Genomic DNA, 15,463 nt, shown 5'->3' with positions numbered 1-15,463 from the left:
GGAAAGGAGTGGTCCGAGGACCCGGTCAATGCAGTCCTGACAGCACGCTCCGTTCCGCATGAAGCTCTCGTTCAGGGCATCCAGAGCGGTCTGCTCGTCGGATGCGTCACTCATTTGGGCCTCCTGGGCGCGTTAGAGAAGTTCGGCAGCCGGACGGATAGTCACCATGCGCGGGGCCTGCGTGGGCGCGGGCAGTTCGCGCGGCGGCGAGGGGGCCAGCCTCCGGCGGCTGTACCGCTCCGCCGGCGCCGCATGCGGTTCGTCGACGGCCTCCAGACCAGCCGCGGCGACTTCGATGGCCTTGTCATACGAGGCGCCGTCGATGTGGACGAAGTACTCGTTGCCCCAGTGTTGGGACGGGAGGCCAACAACGGTGCCGACCTGGCCGGTCGCGATCACGCGCACCCGGGTCTGGGTGTGGTGGACGATCGGCTCCTCGCCCCGGTCGGCGTAGGCCCGGACCAGGCCGTCCCGCAGCCTCTGCGTGAACGCGTCGCCCTGTTCGGCGTGCTCCTGGCAGAAGTTGAGGAGTTTCTCGCGGCTGGTGCCTCGGCTGATCCATCGTGTGGTGGTGGCGTCGGCGGTGCAGGGGATCATGTCGTCGAGTTCTTCGCCGCCACCGGGGCGGGACTTGTAGGTGAGGGCGACGTTCTCGCAGCGTGGTGTCACGGCGTGCTCCGAGGAAGCGAGGCAGGTGGTCGGATGAGGCGTTCCTAGGCGGTGAGGTCGGCGAACAGGTCCATGGGCCAGGGGTCGTAGTCGATGGGCTCGGCCACTCGGGCCGGCACGTCCAAGGCCCGGGCGAGGCGACACTCCGCGCCGATCCGGGCGACGGCGGCCTCCCGGTGTTCGCGGCTCCCCCGCTCGGTGGCCTTCTCGGCGACGGCGGCCGCGTCTCGCTTGTCCAGCAACTCCTGGATGTCGTGGTCCCAGCCGTCGTGCGGGCCGGGGGTGCAGACGTAGACGATCGCGGCGGCGAGCATCTGGACGGGGGTCATGTGAGCGTCCCTCCTGCGGTAGGTGCGCGGACGGCGATTGGTGGGCTCGGCGGCCGATACAGTCACGGCCGCCGAGCCAGCCACGGGATCAGAAGTGCGGGCACCCGTACTGGTGCCAGTCGGCCTCGGCCGGGCACACGCAGCCGTCCTTGTCACCGAGCAGCCGCAGCGACTTCGCCCAGCCCTGGCCGCCGGCGGCCCAGGCGATCGCGTGCAGCACCAGGCGGCGGTTGGTCTCGTCCAGCGAGGCCAGGCTGCGGAACGTCGTCGCCGCGTCGGGCCACGCCGGTGCGCGGGCGATGTTCAGCACCTGGATCTCCGACCCGGTACCGACCGGCCGCAGATCCTCGGTGAACTGGCGCCAGCGGATGAGCGTGGCGGTGCCGCCACCGGCCATGGGCTGCTCGCCGATCAGGCCGAGCCGGTCGAGTTCCTCGATCCAGTGGCCATGCTCGGTGAGCAGCCAGATCGCGGCTTCCTCACCCCACGTTCCGGCGGCGGTCCGCGCGAGACGCTCGGCGAGGGCGGTGGTGTTGGTCATCGAAGTCTCCTCCGTGTGAGTGGTTGGCGGGCTTGGCAGCCGGCGTGGACACGGCCGCCAAGCCAGTTATGGGGTGCTGTGCGGTCAGGCCTGCAGGGCCGCACGCAGTTGCTTGCAGGCCTCGCAGGTGACGTCCGCGAGGTGCTTCGCGAACCGGGTCTCCGCCCACGTCCGGTCGTTGCCAGCCGGAGCACCGCACAGCGTCTGAGAGCCGTTCTCGCTGGCGCTGTACTTCACCCGGTAGAAGGTGTTGCCGCGCTTCCGGGCGATGCGCTTACGGATGTGGACCTCGCTGGCCAGCGAGGCGGCGCTGCGTTCCTCCTGCTCCCGCCGCTGGTCGGCCAGGATCCGTTCGACCACCGTGCGGGCTTCGTCGTCCGTGGTGACGTTCTCGAACGCGGCGCGGAGTTCGTCGTCGGTCATCGCAGGCTCCTAGGCGGCGAGGAGGAGGGAAACGGCGAGGGCGTGGTAGCAGCGGCGCCCCTTAAGGCCGGCCGGGCAGTTGCACTGGCCGGTGACGGCGGTGAGGTAGAGCTCGGAGCCGTCGCTGCTGACGGAGCGGCAGACGCGGGGGCGGATCTGGACGATCGCTCCGTCCTCGATGAGCTCGCGGGCGGACTCGATCTGGGCGGGGCTGTAGTCGGCGGCGGCCTGCTCGGCCTGGCGGACCTTGGCGGCGCAGCCCCGGCCGTAGCCCTTGGCGATGCTGGTCTTGCTGGTGAGCTTGCGGCCGCAGCGGAGGCAGTTGGTGTGCTCGTTCATGGGGGCCTCCGTGCGGGTTGCTTGGTTCGGCACTTCGCCGTTCCGTGTAGCTACACAGTAGACCTATGTGTAGCTACACGGCAAGCGTTTCGGCGGAACTCGTGTAGCTACATTTCGAGAGTTGGCCCCATTGCCCGTGTAGCTACGCCCCGATACCCTGCGCACATGACACCCGTAAAGGCCACCCACACCCCGCCACGACAAATGCGCATCCCCGACGACGAATGGCTCCCCTTCGGCGAAGCCACCAAGAGCCAGGAAGCAAGCCGCGCAGAAGTCGTCCGCGACTTCATCCGCTGGTACCTCCGCCGCCCCGGCGCCAAGCTCCCACCCCGCCCGGAAGCCGGCCCCTGGTCCACACCGAAGGACGCCGACGAAAAGCCCGCCGCCCAGAACTGACCCGCCCCACCCCGCAAGCCGCCGGCCCGCTGCGCCGAGCGGCCATTCGTGCTGCCCGAACCCGATCATCGTTCAGCCCAGAAGCGCCGCACCGGTATGCCAGCCGCCTCTGCGCGCTGCGCACAGTCCTCGGTCCCGCGACTGCCCGGCAGCAGGAAAGCGAGGACAAACCGCGCCCCCGCGTCCACCATCGCCTGATTCCGCCGCGGACCAGCCGCCGGACAGAACTCCGACCCATCGCGCTGGCGACGCCGATGACCCGGCCGGCACTCCGGCCCGCAGTTGTCCCAGTCCGCCTCGAACGGGTCCACGGTGATCCCGGCCCGGTCGGCCCACTCGGCCGCGAACTTGTCCGCCCCGGTCAGGCAGCCCCCGTGCACGACCACGATCGGCCGGAACGCCCTGAACGCCACCCCGAGCGCCCACTCCACCCGCGCCCGATCCGACCAGGCCCGCGAACCGGTCACCAGAATCCGAGAAGGCCCCGTCACGACAGCACCCCCGCGTCCACCAGCCGCGCCACATGCAACGTCCGCGGCATCACACCGCCGCCGTGCACCGGCCGGCACCACACACCCGCCGCCGCCCCGCACACCCGGCACGACGCCTCAAGGCCCGGCTGGCGCACCATCAGCAACTCCTGCGCGTGCTCATCCCGCACCCGCTCCGCCTCGTCAACCAGTCGGCGCAACTCCGCCCCAGCACCCGACAGGCAGCGCTTCAGGTGCTCCACACCCCGCCGGAGCTCGGCCGCCTCGACCGGCGTCAGGCGCCGTCGCTCGGCGGCGTCGAGAAGCTCCACGAGACGGGACGCCGACGGCGGGGGAGCAGCCACAGGGGCCGCCGGTTTCGGAACTACGGTGGCGCTGTTCGCCATGATGGCTCCAAATCGGGGAGAAAAGGGGGCAAGAACGGGCCTTGCGGGGTCGGGTGGGGTGATTCCCCTTGTGGGCCATCAAGGCCGCCTAGGGGGGCCTCTGAGGCCGTTTTGGCAATCCGGGCAGCAGTCAGCCGTCGCCGAGCAGCCACGTCATGACCGTTCGACACACGCCGCAACAGTCACGACGTCCCGCCGGATCAGGCAGCCGACCGGATGACGTGGCCAGCGGCCCGGCGTTCGGCTTCCTCGCAGATCCGGGCCAGCTGCAGGTAGGTCGGCGACCGGTTGGGCCGGCCGTTCGAGTCGAGCCCGCTGCCGAGGCCGCCGTTCCACTGGTCGGGCCGGGCGAAGGACAGCGGAGGCTTGGTGAGGTCTTCGGCCAGGTCTTCGTAGCCGAGGACAAGCCGCTTGCGGCGCTCACACTCGGCCTTCGCCCGGGCGTTGCCGTCCTTGAGCATCCGGGCGAGGTCCTGCTGCTGACGCAGGGCGCGGACGTCGTCCTCGGTGAGGTCGGCCATGCCGCGGGCGGGGGCGGGGGCTGGGCCGAGGGCGGCGATTGCGCGGGGGAAGGGCGATGGTCCGCCGATGGCTGCCTCGCGGCGGCCGGCGACGATCTGGCGCCGATACTCGGCCGGGTCATCGGTGTCCGGGATCGGGTCGATGTGGTGCTCGGCGACTCGGCGGGCGTGGGTCTTCCACTGGTCGGCGATGTCGGAGGGCCGGATCTGCCAGGGGCAGCGGGCGTAGTGGGCGGCGATGGCGTTGACGGCGAACTCGAAGGGAACGTCGGTGAGGGCGACGGCCCACAGGGCGGTGGAGGCGATGGCTTCTTCGAGGTCGTTGGGGAGGATGCGGTCGTCGGTAAGGGCGGCGCGCTTGAGGAACGGGCCGATCTCGGCGGGGTTCATTCGGTGCCTCCGGCGATGCGGGCGGCGGCCTCGTCGAGGAGGCTGCGCTTTTGCTGGTTGCGGGTCATGGGGCCGATCTGGGGCGGCGTGGCGGAGGCCTGGTCTGCTTGCGGGGCGTCGAGCAGGTCCCGCCAGCCGGGGATGAAGTAATTGGCGCCCTGGGGTCGGGTCTTGGCGCGCTGCCACTGGCCGCGGGCGTGGTCAACGAGCATGGGGATGCCGCACCGCTTGATGAGCGCCTCGATGATCAGCCAGTTGGTGTCCTCGCCCCAGCCGACGGCCATCTGGGCGCTGGTGAGGGCTTCGGCCAGCGGGCGAACTGCTGCGGGGATCCGAGGCTGGGGCCCGATCGTCGGCAGGTGTTCGGCGCCGTCGCAGCTAGCTAGCTGTACCTCCGTAGGAGGTACAAGGGACGGGCTGGGACGGGCTGGGACGGGGGCAGCGTCTCCGTGGTGTGCACGCGACGCTCGTGTAGACGCGTCTACATCAGAGGCGGGACGCCCGCTGAGCTGCGAGTCCGTGTCGCACTGGCCCGGAATTTGTTCCGAGTCAGCACCCGAAGTCGAGTCCAACTCGACGCCAACTCGCATCGAGTTGCCTTCCAAATTCGCGTCAACTCGATGCGAGTTGCCCTCCGAATTCGCGTCGGACGCCTTGCCCTGCCGGCCTTCGCGCCACCGCCGCTGCCGCTCCGCCTTGGCCGCCCGGGCAGTGGCGACGGCCTCCTTCGACGGATTGAACGCCAGGTACTCATGGATCAGGTAGGCGTCCTTCGGAGCGACCGGGTGCCACTCCTTGCACGACTCGCAGTTGAAGCCAGGGGCGTGCCACAGGCCGGCGTCAACCAGCGCCTTGATCATGCGCGGTGTGCCGTACATGCGGGCCACGGCTTTCGGGACGACTCCTTCGCTGGCCTGCTGGGCGGCCCACGACCCACACCGGACGTAGAGCCCGACCGCCGCGGTGCCCGCTGCCAGCACCTTGGGGTGGCAGTGGAACCCGTCGTCGATCTTGAACCATGGCATGGAGCGGCTTCTTTCCGATGGTCAGTTCAGGTGCGTGGAAACGCTGTGTAGGGCGCACGAGGGATCAGGCGGGGGAGTCGGGGGCACCATGAAGGCGGCGGGATTCGCGCCAGAGGTCCTTGAGGATCTCCTTCATGACGAGGCGCATCGCACGGGCGTGTTGGTGCCCGGCGGAGATTGCTGTGCCGATTCGGGCAGGATTGCCGGATGGCCCGCACCGGCGGCACTCGGTCTCATGGGTGGCCTCGGCGTACTTGGCGCGGCCGGCGTCGTACACGGATCGGTAGGGGCTGCGGGCCTGCTTGATGCAGGACTCGGCGACCAGGTAGACGCGCATCTTCGCGGCGGCGGACCAGTTGGCTTTCTGGCCGCGGGCGCGAGTGGGGGCGACCCCGGCGGACCATCTTTGGATGGCGTCTCGGCAATGGCCGGGGTCGCCCTGCTTGCCCCCGTCGCCAGCGACCTTCTCACGGGTGCCGTGCAACACATGGCTGGCGACGGGGAGAACGTGGAGACCGCAGTACGCCCACAGCTCAGAGACGAGGCGCGGCCTGTCGTGCAGCGTATTCCAGTACGGGTCGCCAATGGCGGCTATGAGCCGGGCGCCCTGCTTCTCGCCCACGCCGACGGTTGCTTTCACCCACGGGCCGAGCGGGTGCTTTCGCAGGGCCCGACGAAGGTTGAGGGTGGCGGCGTGCTCCAACTTGCCGAGAGCGGAGACGAGATCGTCAACGGCGGCAACCTGGGGCATCTCCAAGGTAAAGCCGAAGCCTCGCACTTCGCCGTCAGAGTCGGCCTCCTGGCGGGTGAGTTGGCGCAGCCGGTTCTCGTTGGCTATGCGGGTGCGTTCGAGATCGTCGAGGACATCGGCGAGAAGCGAGAGGAGTGTGTTGTTGCTGCTAGCCCAGGGATTGGGCGCCAGCACCGGCGGAGACCCCATGGGCGTCGGTTCGGCACTGGCCGGTGCTGGCGGGTTGTGCTCACCGGCGGCGTGCCCTGGCTGGGCCTCGCAGCGGCCATGGCCGCCGGGGAAGTCTGCGGCACCAACAGCAGCGACACCAGCTTGGGAGTCATAGAAGTCGTGGCCGCTGTTAGCGCCTGCCGTGAAGTCTAGGTCGTTCACGCGGCCACGTCCTCAATGCCGCTCAGGACATCGGCGGGCAACTCCTTGACGAGCGTGACCCCGTGGGTGTGGAGAAGAGCAGCCAGGCGCTCACATCGCTCAGCCACCGCCGTCGTCCTCGCGGCCTGGTCGCGACGCTGGGCAGCAGCGAACATCAGGTCGTCGAAGGTGCAGTCGCCCATGAATTTCCACCCGCGTGGGTCGCCAGAGACGTACATGCGCTCGCGTAGCCACTGCTGGCCGAAGGCGCGGTAGGCAGCAACCTTGGCCGACCGTTGGGCCTGCGGCACCTTGGCCGTGTTGATGGGTGCCGGATCGACCAGGCGCACGGTCGGGGTCTGCGGGCGGCCGGCCGCCGGCGTCGGCATGGGAGGCAGCGGCGGCCCGCCGCCGTCTCCGTTCCGACCGGCGCGGATCTGCTCCCGAACGACGTCGCTGAGGCACTGACTGAGGGCGGTGCGGAGGTCGTCATCGTGGATCCGGCGAAGGACTTCACGAGCGACATCGTGGGGGTCTGGCATGGTGCTGGTGTTGAGGACCTCGCGGATCAGCTTACGGAGGTTGAAGTCGTCTTCCACGGTGACTCCTTGCGGTTGGCGGGGTGAGACGCGCCCGGCCGGCGGAGTAGTCCGGCCGGGCCGGGCAGGTCAGCTCTGGCCGTGAGAGAGGGAGTTCTCGGCGGTGGTCCAGGGATCACAGGGCCAGGGGATGAGTGCGCCGTGGATGGAGCAGGCGGAGCAGATGACACCGGGCTTGGTGGGGTCGGTGGTCGGCTGGGGGCGGTGCCGGTCGCGGAGGTGAGCGAACTCCTCGCGGAGGCGGTTGACTTCGCTGCAGGCGCGCGAGCCGGTAGCCATGGCGTCGGTGATCTGCTTCATCAGTTCCTGGCCGTGCTCCGGGGTCGGGGGCTCCTGGCCGGGCACGGGGAGCATGAGCTTGATGAGGCCGAGCATGGCGTTGCCGATGGTCTTGTTGGCGGCGTCGAGATCGAAGGTGCTGGCGGGCGTGGTCATGGTGCGCTGCTTTCTGTGAGGGCGACTTGTCGGGGGGATGCGTGTTCGACGGTGATCAGAAAGGGGGCTCCGAGCTGCTCGGCTGCGGCGCGCCCCAGCTGCTTCGCTGCGGTGCCGAGGAAGCCCACGTGTCGTCGCTCCGAGCCGCCTGCTGCGCCCCGCCTTGTCCGCGGTTCGCACGGGTCACCTTCGCCGTGGCGCCCCGCAGGGATGGGCCGACTTCCTCGACCTCGATCTCGAAGACGGTGCGCTTCTGGCCGTCCTTCTCGTACGAGCGCTGGTTGAGCCGGCCCTGCACGATGACGCGCATGCCCTTGGTCAGGGACTCGGCGACGTTCTCCGCCGGCTGTCGCCAGACGTTGCAGGTGAGGAAGAGCGCCTCACCGTCCTTCCACTCGTTCGTCTGGCGGTCGAACGTCCGCGGCGTCGACGCGATGCGGAACTTGGCCACCGGGACACCGGACTGGGTGAAGCGCAGCTCAGGATCGTCGACGAGGTTGCCGACGAGGGTGATCAGGGTCTCTCCGGCCATGGCCGTCCTTCGGGTCGAGGGTGAGGGCCTGCTCGGCGCAGACCTTGTGGGAGGGGCGGCGATCCTCATCGCGGAGGTGTGTGAGGTCGCCGCAGTGCCTGCAGGGTTTGGCCTGGGTGGCCCAGTGGGAGCGGTCGCCCCAGGCCAGGACGGTCATGCTGCGGGCGTGAAGCGCCGGGTCTTGCTGAGGAGGTAGCGCTCACGGGGGGTGAGCCCGCCGCAGATCCCGTGCCGGCCCTTGGTGTCCTTCTGGCCCTCCCTGTCGAGGGCGTCCTGCAAGCAGGCGGCGGCGATGGGGCAGCGCCCGCAGACCTTGCGGGCCTCCTCGACTTGGTCCCTGCCTTCGGGGCTGGTGTAGGAGACGGGGTAGAAGAGGTCGCCGTCGATTTCCTTGTCACAGCAGGCGCCGAGGGCTCCCCACCTCATCGGACTGCCCCCGTGCCGCGGATCCCGTCGGGCCACACGGCCTTGGTCAACGCGGCTCGGTGGGTGGCGGGCATGACGGTGATCGGGTGGTCGAGGTAGTCCCGACCGGCGGCCATCAACGTCACGGCGTCGGCGAGGTTGTCGTCGCCGTCGGTCGACCAGGCGGTCCACCGGCGGGCGACCGCGTCGACGACTGCGCTCTTGGCGGCAGTGCCCTTGCCGGTGGCGTACAGGGCGCGCTGGTTGGGAGTGAGCAGAGCGACCGGGATCCCGCTGGACTGAAGTCGGCGGTAGACCTCCCACCACAGCCACGCGCGTTCGTGGCTGGCCCCTCCCGTGCGGGAGGGCGCGGGGAGTTCGAGGACGACGAGGTCCGGGTGGCCGACGCCTTGGGTGATGCGGTCGCGCAGTTCGACGAGGGCGCGGAGCCGCTCGGGGTGAGGGAGGTTGCTGAGCTCCCGGCCTTTCTTCTTGCGGTCGGGGTAGCCGACGGCTTCGCACCAGCCGCGGGAGGAGGCGATGCCGGTGCCGGTGGAGTTTTGGCTGCCGATGGCGAGGTCGAGGCCGATGACGGTCGGTCCGTGGGTGAGGGTGCCTCCCGGGGGCGGGAGGAGCGCGGTGTCAGTCATCTCGGGTGCTCCAGGCGGTGACGGCGAGGACGATGAAGGCGGTCGCGGTGGTGGCCAGGACGGCGAGGCCGAGTCCGGCCCAGGCGTGGTCGCCGGTGATGAGGCGGAGGATGCGGATCACAGGGGGGTTTCGTCGGAGCCGCGGTGTTCGCGGGGGCGGAGGTGGTGGTAGAGCTGGAGGCCTTGGATGCCGGTGTGGACGCACCAGGCGAGCGCGAGGACCTGGGCGAGGGTCACGCGGCGAGCGGCCCCGCGGTGGCGGCGGTGGAGCCGGCCTTCTCGGCGAGTTCCCGGTAGTGCTGCTCGTTGACGTCCTGGAGGGCGGCGTTGCGGTCTTCGAGTTTGCGGACACGCTCGGTCGTGTCCTGGCGTTCGTGCCGCAGCAGGTTCTGGAGCCGGCGGATCTCGGCCCGGTAGCGGGCGCAGGCCCGAAGGGCGCGGCCGAGGCGTTCGGCGTGGTCGACGGCGAGACCGGACCAGGTGGCGCTGCCCACCACGAGGGACGCGTTCTGGAGCTGGGCGACGGTCAGCTTGTTCGTGACCGCCTTGATGTCATCGGCGAAGCGCTCGGACCGGCCGAAGCTGACGGTGGCCTCGTTGCGGGTGGCGCCGAGCGCCATGTTGAGCTGCCGGACCCGGCTTTCCAGCCAGGTGTTGCGCTCTTCGAGGTCGGCTATGCGGCGCCGCGATCTACCGAACATGGGTGTCTCCCTGGAGGATGTCGCTGGAGTCGATCAGGCCGCGGGCGCAGGCGATGCCGACGGCGTGGGTGGCGTTGACCGCCTTGAGGGCGACGAGGACGGCTCGCAGGTGGAGCCGCACGTCGCGTACGCCGATCTGCAGCCGGTCGGCGATCTGGGAGGGCTGCTCGCCGCGGGCGTGTCCGAGGAGAACGGCCGACTGAACCGCGGTGAGAAGAGGGCTCTCGCGGTCGCGTACCTTTTGCTCACGACGCCACCGCCACCGGCAGCCGGAGGAGCGGCCACGAGCCGTCGATCACCTTGTCCGGTGCCCCGCCCTGCTCCGCCGTCGCCTTCGTGCGGAACCACTCCTGCAGACCGGCCTGCTGCTCGGCACGCCATGCCTGCTGCGCCCCATGCAAGCCGGCCGGGCCCAGGGCGTTCAGCCACGCGAACTGCTGGAACTGGGCCTCGGCGATGTAGAGGGCGGCGAGCGCGTCAGCTTCGGCGGTGTGCCAGTCGGTGATGCGCACGCCGTAGTGCTCGGCTGTGGGCTTGAGCTTGCGCATGCCGGTGCCGCGGCGGTGGCGGTCGACGTGCTTGTCGATGACGTGCGGGTCGATGAGTGCCGGGTGGGTCGCGGTGAGGCGCTCACACATCGGGGCGAGACCGTGGCGGATCAGCTCGGCGTGCAGCACGCTCCAGTCGAACGACAGGTTGAACGCGACGATGGGCACGCCCGCGTTGAGGGCCCCGGCGAGCAGACTCGCGATCTCCTCCAGGGCGGTCTTCGGGTCCCTTCCCTGGGCCACAGCCTGTTCGGTGGTGATGCCGTGGATGGCGGCCGCTTCGTCAGGGATCGCCACGCCGGGGTTGATGAGCCAGGTGCGGGTCTCGCTCGCCTGGTTGTGACCACCTCGCAGGACGAGGGCGGCGGTGACGATACGCGCGTCCTCGGGGTACGGGCCGGTGGTCTCGGTGTCGAATCCGCCGCGGCGGACCTTGAGGAAGTACACGGGTGTCTCCGATCGAAGGCTGGAGATACTGGGGGAGCGGGACCGTGCCTGTTACGAGCGGGCACGGCCCCGCTAGGTGCCTCAGCTGGAGGCGCGTTCCTTGCCGATTCGGATAACCATCGCGCCGATCGGCTCCTCATCGCCGACCTCGTTCGTCACCAGTGAGTTGGCCTGGCGGTTCTGCTGCAGTTCGTGATGGATCTGCCGGAGTCGGCCGACGCTGGTGGTCGGATCCGTGATCTCGTCCAGGTAGGAGATGGCTGGCCGCACCGGTGCCTCACCGCGCTCGACGTTCACCGAATCGGGTTCCGGGTCGTCGGTCGGGACCAGGCCGCCGAGTAGTAGCAGGGAGCGCAGGCTGGTGGAGAGGGCCTTTGCGGTGCCCTTGTCGGCATAGTCCATCGACTCGCCAACGGACTGCACTTCGAGGTGATCGCCGCGCGGGCCGATGATGCGGTAGGTGACGGTGACGGTGCACTCGCGGCTGTTCTTGCCCGTGCTGGTCTTGACGTCTCGGTAGCTGGCGTCGGTCTTGACGGGGAGAACGAGCACGCCGTGTAGGCGGCAGGCCGGGCCGAAGGCGTTGAGCGCGGCGTCCACGCCCCGGAATCGGTAGCTGCCTCGTGCTCCAGGGTCGCCGTACCAGGCGCCCTTGCCGATGCCTCGAACGGTGCCCATGACGCGGGACCAGGCGACGTGCACCGGGACCTGGTCGGGCCCGTCGGGGCCGGGCTCGGGGATGCAGGGGTCGTTCAGCAGGGTGTCCGTGGTGTCGGCCGGGACAGCGGTCTCCGGTTCGGTGGCCGGGGCGGGCTCGGCGCGGCCGGCCTTCACGGCGGCCCGCTCGGCGAGCGTGGGTTGGGTCATGCGGCGTGCCTCTTCCGGACATCGTTGGGGATGGTGAGTTGGTCGTACGGCCGGTCCTCGACACAGTCCGCGTACGCCTCGGGCCACCGCTCACGCAGGGCCGCGATGTCCGCGGTCTCCTTGCTGCGCTGCTCGATCGAGAACGCGGGGCGGTCGCCCATCACGGCCATCTCGGCGGCGCCGAGCGCGGCGAGCATGCGGGCCTTCGCTGCCTTCTGCCGGTTCTTCGCGGCAGTGACATCGGCGGTGGCCTGCAGGTAGTCGTCGAGGGCGGATTGGGCGTCGCCGTCGCGGTCGATGTGGACCACGCCGGACCGGTCGGGGTGCAGGCGGCGGTACAGGTCGATCAGCGGGTCGGGATCGGCGTCAGCGGCGAGCACAGGCGGCCGGCCGTCGACGATGCGCTGCCACAGCTCGGCGGCGGCGGCCCGCAGGTCGAGCACCAGCTGCTGGTGGTCGGCAACGCGGACGGTGAAATGCCGGTAGTCGCACGAGCCGATCAGCACACCAACGTGCATGTGCTCGAACCCGCATACGTCCGCCTGGTGGAGGGTCTGCGCGAGGACGTCATCCGGGCAGCCCCGGCGGAACAACGGTGCCTTCATCTGGTGGCGGTGCTTGATCTCCAGCGCGCACACCACGCCAGGCTCGATCGGGCAGGTGTTGACGCGACGGTCGAGGGTGCACATCTGCCACGGCCTGTCGACGTTGGCAACCAGACCAATGCGGCGGACCGAGGTCCGGTTGCTGGCGGCCCAGCGGCGGGCGATGTTCTCCTCGACACTGCGTCCCCAGTAGGCGGGCTCGGAGTCCTCGTCGTCGAGGGGCAGTTCGCCTCGCTTGTCGTAGTACACGGTCAGCTCGTTGCCGTACTTGGACAGGCCGAGCATGGCGGCGATGTCGCTGGAGCCGATGCCGTTGCGGCGGGCGAGGAGCCACGCGTCACGGTCGGCGTCGGCGGGGAGGATGAGCCGGGCGGTCGGGGTGACGCGCCGCCCGGCGGCCGGGGCGGTGGGCCCCGGCAGCTCGGTCACGGTCATCAGTCCTCCGAGTGGAAGTCGAGGGTGAGGGGGAAGAGCAGCCAGCCACGGCCGTCGGGCCGGACGAGCTCCAGCGCGCGGAACGGCCAGTCACAGCGGCGGATGCGCAAGCTGGCGAGGGCGCGGAGACGGCGGGTCACTGGCCGTCCTCCTCGGTGTGGAACGTCGCGTACGGGAACCGCTCCGCCTTGGTCGCCCGGACCGACTGGACCCGGCGACGCGCCGACCAGTCGAACCAGCCCAGCAACCCGAACCCGACCAGCGCGGCGACGATCAGGAAGACCCCCATCAGGCACCGTCCTTCCGGCCACACTTACGGGCCCGCTGGTAGTCGCGTGCGGCCCGCTTGCAGTCGTCGCACGCGTCCTGCTTGCGGTACCGGTGCTGCTGGTAGCCCGCGAGGGTGCCGTGGGCGATCGGCTTGCGGAGACCCGGCGTGGGCGTTGCGCGGCCTTGCCGGCTGCGCTTGTACTCGGCGTTCGCCTTCCGGCACGGCTCGCACGGCTCGTCCTGGTGGCGCAGGTGTCGCAGGTAAGCGTTGTAGGTGCCGTGCGGCGCCAGGTTCTTGCTGCTCCCGCGGCGCAGACCGACCGCGTACAGCAGCTCCTCGACCTCCATCTCGGACAGCTCGGCCATCACGCCACCTCCCCCTGCTGGTGGGGGAACGCGATGACCTCGGCCGGCCGACGGGCCTCCTGGCGGGCGGACATCGTCAACGGCGCTGCCGCGCGCAGCTCGTCCGCCAGCCGATAGGCGTCCACGTGCGTCAGCACGGTCTCCGCCTCGTCCATCTGTAGGTTCGCCTCGACGTCGTAGACCGCGGCGTCCCACGCCTCTCCGCCCTGCCCGACAACATCGGCGAGCAGATCGAGCGCCTCGATCACCCGCTGCCGGTCCTCGCCCCACGCCTCCGCCAACGTCCGCAACGTCCCGTAGCGGACCTCCCGGTTACGGAGAAGCACGCTCATCCACATCGGGTCGATGCGGGCATGCAGCATCCCGTCCTGGGCGCTCACCGGCCCTCTCCCATCAGCTTGTTGTGTTCGGCCACGTACAAGGCGGCCGTCGCCTGCGACCACTCCGACGGGTCCCCGTGGTCGTCGATGAACCGGCCCATCAACAACAGCTCCGGGTCCGTCTCCGACCAGTTCTCGCCGGCCGCCAACGCGGGCGACCGCTCCTCCGGCGAGTACTCGGTCATCACGCCACCCAGCCCATCTGGAGAGCGACCGCCGCCTCGCGGACGCGGATCTGCCGCAGACGGGCCTCGTACGGGCACAGATGCCGGACCAGTTGGGTGTCCGGCAGTTCCTCGTTCTCACCGCTCAGAGCGGACACCGTCAGGCGAACGCCGGGCAGGCCGGCCAGCTCCGACCACGACACCTTCCACTGCATCCCGCCGAGCGCGTACAGCTGACCGTCGATCCGGCGCTCGCAGCGCGAAGCGGCCGACGTCACGGCCTGCGGGATCGTGTCGTACCAGACGCTCAGGTCGGCGACCGACGCCACGGACAGGTCGACGGCGGAGCGGTCCGGCGAGACGACCGCCTCCGTGACCACCGCGTTCGGCACCCGGGCGACCAGCGCCCCCAGCGCCTGCCTGAGCTGGTAGTCCGCCAGCAGGTCCTCGGTCCGCGGCGACCACTGCGGCAGGTCGGTGACCTCCGCCAGCACCTGGACGCGGGCGGGGATCGGCGGATAGATGACCGGGGTGAAACGTTGGGTAGGCTGTGTGATCACGGCCTGCCTCCTTCATGTGATGAGTTGATCGGTGGGCCGGGGCCGTCCCTGGTTGGCGCCAGAGGGACGGCCCGACCTGGTCTTGTCGCCGGGCGAGCGTCCGGCCGCGCACGGCAGTGCTCTGCGGCTAGGCGGCGGCCCGGCCGGCCGGGGCCTGGCGCCGGCGGAGCTGGTAGGGGTGGGTGCCGTTGCGCCACTGCTCCTCGGCCTCGGCGCGCTGCCTGACGATCAGCGCCTCGATCGCCTCGACGGAGCCGAGCCGGTGCCCCGGGTAATAGGCGGCCTCTGCGGCTTCGCGGGGGGTGCGGGCGTCACGCTCGGCGCGGGCCTGCCCGGAGATCAGTGCTGCGGCCGATATGGCTTCCCGCCGGATGTCTTCCCGCTGGGTTGTCACGCCGCCGCCTCGTCGCATACGTCCGTGTTCTCCTGCGCGAGGAGGGTGGCGTTGACGCCGTAGGTGGTGGAGAGTCGCATGAGGGCGAACAGCGACAGGTCTCGGCCATTCATGAGCCGCGACACGACGCTCTCGTGGAGGCCCGTGCGCCTGCTGATGTCACTCTGGCGCCGGTCACCTCGGGCTTCCGCGGCGCGACGTAGCTCGGTGACGTTGAGCTTAAAACTGGACATAGTTCACCTCCGTTGCTGAACAGGGGGCTTTGTCTCACGAGCCAACTTGCTGGCTCGGCAACCAAAGTACGCCTGGCCGATTTGGCTTGCAAGCCAAAGTTTCGACTTATCTCGCCGGGATGTCGCTGCTAGCGTTTGACCGTGGTCGCGCGAGTCGTGGGCGGCCCGGGGTCACACGCACGACTCCAACCCCGCGAGACGCGCGTAGACCAGCCCCGAGGTATCGCTATCCTGGCGTGCCGAGCGAGCAACACCAC

At 70.0% G+C, this 15,463-nt stretch carries 30 protein-coding genes; 1 reads left to right on the top strand and 29 read right to left on the bottom strand.

Going from position 1 to position 15,463, the window contains the following annotated elements; translation table 11 throughout:
* Positions 1 to 132 precede the first annotated feature (132 nt).
* From ACIRVF_RS07955 to ACIRVF_RS07935, 5 genes are all read right to left on the bottom strand, one after another.
* Positions 133 to 669: a hypothetical protein gene (locus tag ACIRVF_RS07955; RefSeq protein WP_402815279.1), complete on the bottom strand. Its 537-nt coding sequence runs from the start codon at positions 667 to 669 to the stop codon at positions 133 to 135.
* 44 nt (positions 670 to 713) lie between these two features.
* Positions 714 to 998: a hypothetical protein gene (locus ACIRVF_RS07950; protein ID WP_402815277.1), complete on the bottom strand. Its 285-nt coding sequence runs from the start codon at positions 996 to 998 to the stop codon at positions 714 to 716.
* 88 nt (positions 999 to 1,086) lie between these two features.
* Positions 1,087 to 1,539 carry a hypothetical protein gene (locus ACIRVF_RS07945; protein ID WP_402815275.1) on the bottom strand — a complete coding sequence of 151 codons (453 nt, stop codon included), beginning with the start codon at positions 1,537 to 1,539 and terminating at the stop codon, positions 1,087 to 1,089.
* A gap of 84 nt (positions 1,540 to 1,623) precedes the next feature.
* Entirely contained in the window at positions 1,624 to 1,962 is a 339-nt protein-coding gene (locus tag ACIRVF_RS07940; protein WP_402815273.1) for a hypothetical protein, read from the bottom strand.
* A gap of 9 nt (positions 1,963 to 1,971) precedes the next feature.
* Positions 1,972 to 2,301 carry a DUF6011 domain-containing protein gene (locus ACIRVF_RS07935; RefSeq protein WP_402815271.1) on the bottom strand — a complete coding sequence of 110 codons (330 nt, stop codon included), beginning with the start codon at positions 2,299 to 2,301 and terminating at the stop codon, positions 1,972 to 1,974.
* Positions 2,302 to 2,466: 165 nt separating this feature from the next.
* Between ACIRVF_RS07935 and ACIRVF_RS07930 the strand changes: the two genes are divergently transcribed.
* Complete coding sequence (locus ACIRVF_RS07930; RefSeq protein WP_402815269.1) at positions 2,467 to 2,700, top strand: hypothetical protein; 234 nt, start codon at positions 2,467 to 2,469, stop codon at positions 2,698 to 2,700.
* 65 nt (positions 2,701 to 2,765) lie between these two features.
* Here ACIRVF_RS07930 and ACIRVF_RS07925 read toward each other — a convergent pair whose 3' ends face one another.
* From ACIRVF_RS07925 to ACIRVF_RS07810, 24 genes are all read right to left on the bottom strand, one after another.
* Entirely contained in the window at positions 2,766 to 3,167 is a 402-nt protein-coding gene (locus tag ACIRVF_RS07925; protein WP_402815267.1) for an SLOG family protein, read from the bottom strand.
* Between the two features lie 20 nt (positions 3,168 to 3,187).
* A complete protein-coding gene (locus ACIRVF_RS07920) occupies positions 3,188 to 3,502 on the bottom strand; it encodes a hypothetical protein (RefSeq protein ID WP_402815265.1) in 315 nt (104 codons plus the stop codon).
* 275 nt (positions 3,503 to 3,777) lie between these two features.
* Complete coding sequence (locus ACIRVF_RS07915; protein WP_402815263.1) at positions 3,778 to 4,488, bottom strand: hypothetical protein; 711 nt, start codon at positions 4,486 to 4,488, stop codon at positions 3,778 to 3,780.
* Positions 4,485 to 5,513, bottom strand: coding sequence for a hypothetical protein (locus ACIRVF_RS07910; RefSeq protein WP_402815262.1), 1,029 nt, complete (start codon positions 5,511 to 5,513; stop codon positions 4,485 to 4,487). Before ACIRVF_RS07910 ends, ACIRVF_RS07915 begins: the two co-directional genes overlap by 4 nt.
* Before the next feature lie 64 nt (positions 5,514 to 5,577).
* Positions 5,578 to 6,636, bottom strand: a complete 1,059-nt coding sequence (locus ACIRVF_RS07905; RefSeq protein ID WP_402815260.1) for a hypothetical protein — start codon at positions 6,634 to 6,636, stop codon at positions 5,578 to 5,580.
* Entirely contained in the window at positions 6,633 to 7,214 is a 582-nt protein-coding gene (locus tag ACIRVF_RS07900) for a hypothetical protein (protein WP_402815259.1), read from the bottom strand. The genes ACIRVF_RS07905 and ACIRVF_RS07900 overlap by 4 nt, the downstream gene beginning before the upstream one ends.
* Positions 7,215 to 7,283: 69 nt before the next feature.
* Positions 7,284 to 7,649 carry a hypothetical protein gene (locus tag ACIRVF_RS07895; protein WP_402815257.1) on the bottom strand — a complete coding sequence of 122 codons (366 nt, stop codon included), beginning with the start codon at positions 7,647 to 7,649 and terminating at the stop codon, positions 7,284 to 7,286.
* A gap of 55 nt (positions 7,650 to 7,704) precedes the next feature.
* Positions 7,705 to 8,181, bottom strand: coding sequence for a single-stranded DNA-binding protein (locus tag ACIRVF_RS07890; protein ID WP_402815255.1), 477 nt, complete (start codon positions 8,179 to 8,181; stop codon positions 7,705 to 7,707).
* Positions 8,182 to 8,334: 153 nt separating this feature from the next.
* On the bottom strand, positions 8,335 to 8,607 hold the full coding sequence (locus ACIRVF_RS07885; RefSeq protein ID WP_402815253.1) for a WhiB family transcriptional regulator: 273 nt from the start codon (positions 8,605 to 8,607) through the stop codon (positions 8,335 to 8,337).
* On the bottom strand, positions 8,604 to 9,236 hold the full coding sequence (locus ACIRVF_RS07880; protein ID WP_402815251.1) for a hypothetical protein: 633 nt from the start codon (positions 9,234 to 9,236) through the stop codon (positions 8,604 to 8,606). Before ACIRVF_RS07880 ends, ACIRVF_RS07885 begins: the two co-directional genes overlap by 4 nt.
* Positions 9,229 to 9,357, bottom strand: coding sequence for a hypothetical protein (locus tag ACIRVF_RS07875; protein ID WP_402815249.1), 129 nt, complete (start codon positions 9,355 to 9,357; stop codon positions 9,229 to 9,231). The genes ACIRVF_RS07880 and ACIRVF_RS07875 overlap by 8 nt, the downstream gene beginning before the upstream one ends.
* 112 nt (positions 9,358 to 9,469) lie before the next feature.
* Positions 9,470 to 9,937 carry a hypothetical protein gene (locus ACIRVF_RS07870; RefSeq protein ID WP_402815247.1) on the bottom strand — a complete coding sequence of 156 codons (468 nt, stop codon included), beginning with the start codon at positions 9,935 to 9,937 and terminating at the stop codon, positions 9,470 to 9,472.
* The gene (locus ACIRVF_RS07865) at positions 9,927 to 10,058 is read right to left on the bottom strand and encodes a hypothetical protein (protein WP_402815245.1); all 132 of its coding nucleotides are present in this window, start codon (positions 10,056 to 10,058) and stop codon (positions 9,927 to 9,929) included. The genes ACIRVF_RS07870 and ACIRVF_RS07865 overlap by 11 nt, the downstream gene beginning before the upstream one ends.
* A gap of 124 nt (positions 10,059 to 10,182) precedes the next feature.
* A complete protein-coding gene (locus tag ACIRVF_RS07860) occupies positions 10,183 to 10,932 on the bottom strand; it encodes an exonuclease domain-containing protein (RefSeq protein ID WP_402815243.1) in 750 nt (249 codons plus the stop codon).
* An 81-nt stretch (positions 10,933 to 11,013) separates the two neighbouring features.
* A complete protein-coding gene (locus ACIRVF_RS07855; protein ID WP_402815241.1) occupies positions 11,014 to 11,799 on the bottom strand; it encodes a hypothetical protein in 786 nt (261 codons plus the stop codon).
* Positions 11,796 to 12,839: a YqaJ viral recombinase family protein gene (locus tag ACIRVF_RS07850; protein WP_402815239.1), complete on the bottom strand. Its 1,044-nt coding sequence runs from the start codon at positions 12,837 to 12,839 to the stop codon at positions 11,796 to 11,798. Before ACIRVF_RS07850 ends, ACIRVF_RS07855 begins: the two co-directional genes overlap by 4 nt.
* Entirely contained in the window at positions 12,839 to 12,979 is a 141-nt protein-coding gene (locus ACIRVF_RS07845) for a hypothetical protein (protein WP_402815237.1), read from the bottom strand. The genes ACIRVF_RS07850 and ACIRVF_RS07845 overlap by 1 nt, the downstream gene beginning before the upstream one ends.
* Positions 12,976 to 13,128 (bottom strand): hypothetical protein, encoded by a 153-nt coding sequence (locus tag ACIRVF_RS07840; protein ID WP_402815236.1) that lies wholly within the window; start codon positions 13,126 to 13,128, stop codon positions 12,976 to 12,978. Before ACIRVF_RS07840 ends, ACIRVF_RS07845 begins: the two co-directional genes overlap by 4 nt.
* Entirely contained in the window at positions 13,128 to 13,475 is a 348-nt protein-coding gene (locus ACIRVF_RS07835) for a hypothetical protein (protein WP_402815234.1), read from the bottom strand. The genes ACIRVF_RS07840 and ACIRVF_RS07835 overlap by 1 nt, the downstream gene beginning before the upstream one ends.
* A complete protein-coding gene (locus ACIRVF_RS07830; RefSeq protein ID WP_402815232.1) occupies positions 13,475 to 13,855 on the bottom strand; it encodes a hypothetical protein in 381 nt (126 codons plus the stop codon). Before ACIRVF_RS07830 ends, ACIRVF_RS07835 begins: the two co-directional genes overlap by 1 nt.
* The gene (locus ACIRVF_RS07825; protein ID WP_402815230.1) at positions 13,852 to 14,040 is read right to left on the bottom strand and encodes a hypothetical protein; all 189 of its coding nucleotides are present in this window, start codon (positions 14,038 to 14,040) and stop codon (positions 13,852 to 13,854) included. Before ACIRVF_RS07825 ends, ACIRVF_RS07830 begins: the two co-directional genes overlap by 4 nt.
* Positions 14,040 to 14,579 carry a hypothetical protein gene (locus ACIRVF_RS07820; protein WP_402815228.1) on the bottom strand — a complete coding sequence of 180 codons (540 nt, stop codon included), beginning with the start codon at positions 14,577 to 14,579 and terminating at the stop codon, positions 14,040 to 14,042. Before ACIRVF_RS07820 ends, ACIRVF_RS07825 begins: the two co-directional genes overlap by 1 nt.
* Before the next feature lie 127 nt (positions 14,580 to 14,706).
* Positions 14,707 to 14,973, bottom strand: coding sequence for a hypothetical protein (locus ACIRVF_RS07815; protein WP_402815226.1), 267 nt, complete (start codon positions 14,971 to 14,973; stop codon positions 14,707 to 14,709).
* Positions 14,970 to 15,206, bottom strand: a complete 237-nt coding sequence (locus tag ACIRVF_RS07810) for a helix-turn-helix domain-containing protein (protein ID WP_402815224.1) — start codon at positions 15,204 to 15,206, stop codon at positions 14,970 to 14,972. Before ACIRVF_RS07810 ends, ACIRVF_RS07815 begins: the two co-directional genes overlap by 4 nt.
* Between the last annotated feature and the right edge of the window lie 257 nt (positions 15,207 to 15,463).

The organism is Kitasatospora sp. NPDC101157 (assembly GCF_044768255.1).
In the GTDB taxonomy this organism is placed as follows: Bacteria; Actinomycetota; Actinomycetes; order Streptomycetales; family Streptomycetaceae; genus Kitasatospora.
The sequence above is the reverse complement of the archived record's forward strand: the minus strand, read 5'-3'. Positions and strand labels throughout refer to the sequence as shown.

Coding starts and splice junctions, on each gene's coding strand:
- ACIRVF_RS07950 (WP_402815277.1), bottom strand. CDS start 998: ATGACCCCCGTCCAGATGCTCGCCGCCGCGATCGTCTACGTCTGCACC.
- ACIRVF_RS07945 (WP_402815275.1), bottom strand. CDS start 1,539: ATGACCAACACCACCGCCCTCGCCGAGCGTCTCGCGCGGACCGCCGCC.
- ACIRVF_RS07940 (WP_402815273.1), bottom strand. CDS start 1,962: ATGACCGACGACGAACTCCGCGCCGCGTTCGAGAACGTCACCACGGAC.
- ACIRVF_RS07935 (WP_402815271.1), bottom strand. CDS start 2,301: ATGAACGAGCACACCAACTGCCTCCGCTGCGGCCGCAAGCTCACCAGC.
- ACIRVF_RS07930 (WP_402815269.1), top strand. CDS start 2,467: ATGACACCCGTAAAGGCCACCCACACCCCGCCACGACAAATGCGCATC.
- ACIRVF_RS07915 (WP_402815263.1), bottom strand. CDS start 4,488: ATGAACCCCGCCGAGATCGGCCCGTTCCTCAAGCGCGCCGCCCTTACC.
- ACIRVF_RS07910 (WP_402815262.1), bottom strand. CDS start 5,513: ATGCCATGGTTCAAGATCGACGACGGGTTCCACTGCCACCCCAAGGTG.
- ACIRVF_RS07895 (WP_402815257.1), bottom strand. CDS start 7,649: ATGACCACGCCCGCCAGCACCTTCGATCTCGACGCCGCCAACAAGACC.
- ACIRVF_RS07890 (WP_402815255.1), bottom strand. CDS start 8,181: ATGGCCGGAGAGACCCTGATCACCCTCGTCGGCAACCTCGTCGACGAT.
- ACIRVF_RS07885 (WP_402815253.1), bottom strand. CDS start 8,607: ATGAGGTGGGGAGCCCTCGGCGCCTGCTGTGACAAGGAAATCGACGGC.
- ACIRVF_RS07880 (WP_402815251.1), bottom strand. CDS start 9,236: ATGACTGACACCGCGCTCCTCCCGCCCCCGGGAGGCACCCTCACCCAC.
- ACIRVF_RS07870 (WP_402815247.1), bottom strand. CDS start 9,937: ATGTTCGGTAGATCGCGGCGCCGCATAGCCGACCTCGAAGAGCGCAAC.
- ACIRVF_RS07855 (WP_402815241.1), bottom strand. CDS start 11,799: ATGACCCAACCCACGCTCGCCGAGCGGGCCGCCGTGAAGGCCGGCCGC.
- ACIRVF_RS07850 (WP_402815239.1), bottom strand. CDS start 12,839: ATGACCGTGACCGAGCTGCCGGGGCCCACCGCCCCGGCCGCCGGGCGG.
- ACIRVF_RS07840 (WP_402815236.1), bottom strand. CDS start 13,128: ATGGGGGTCTTCCTGATCGTCGCCGCGCTGGTCGGGTTCGGGTTGCTG.
- ACIRVF_RS07835 (WP_402815234.1), bottom strand. CDS start 13,475: ATGGCCGAGCTGTCCGAGATGGAGGTCGAGGAGCTGCTGTACGCGGTC.
- ACIRVF_RS07825 (WP_402815230.1), bottom strand. CDS start 14,040: ATGACCGAGTACTCGCCGGAGGAGCGGTCGCCCGCGTTGGCGGCCGGC.
- ACIRVF_RS07810 (WP_402815224.1), bottom strand. CDS start 15,206: ATGTCCAGTTTTAAGCTCAACGTCACCGAGCTACGTCGCGCCGCGGAA.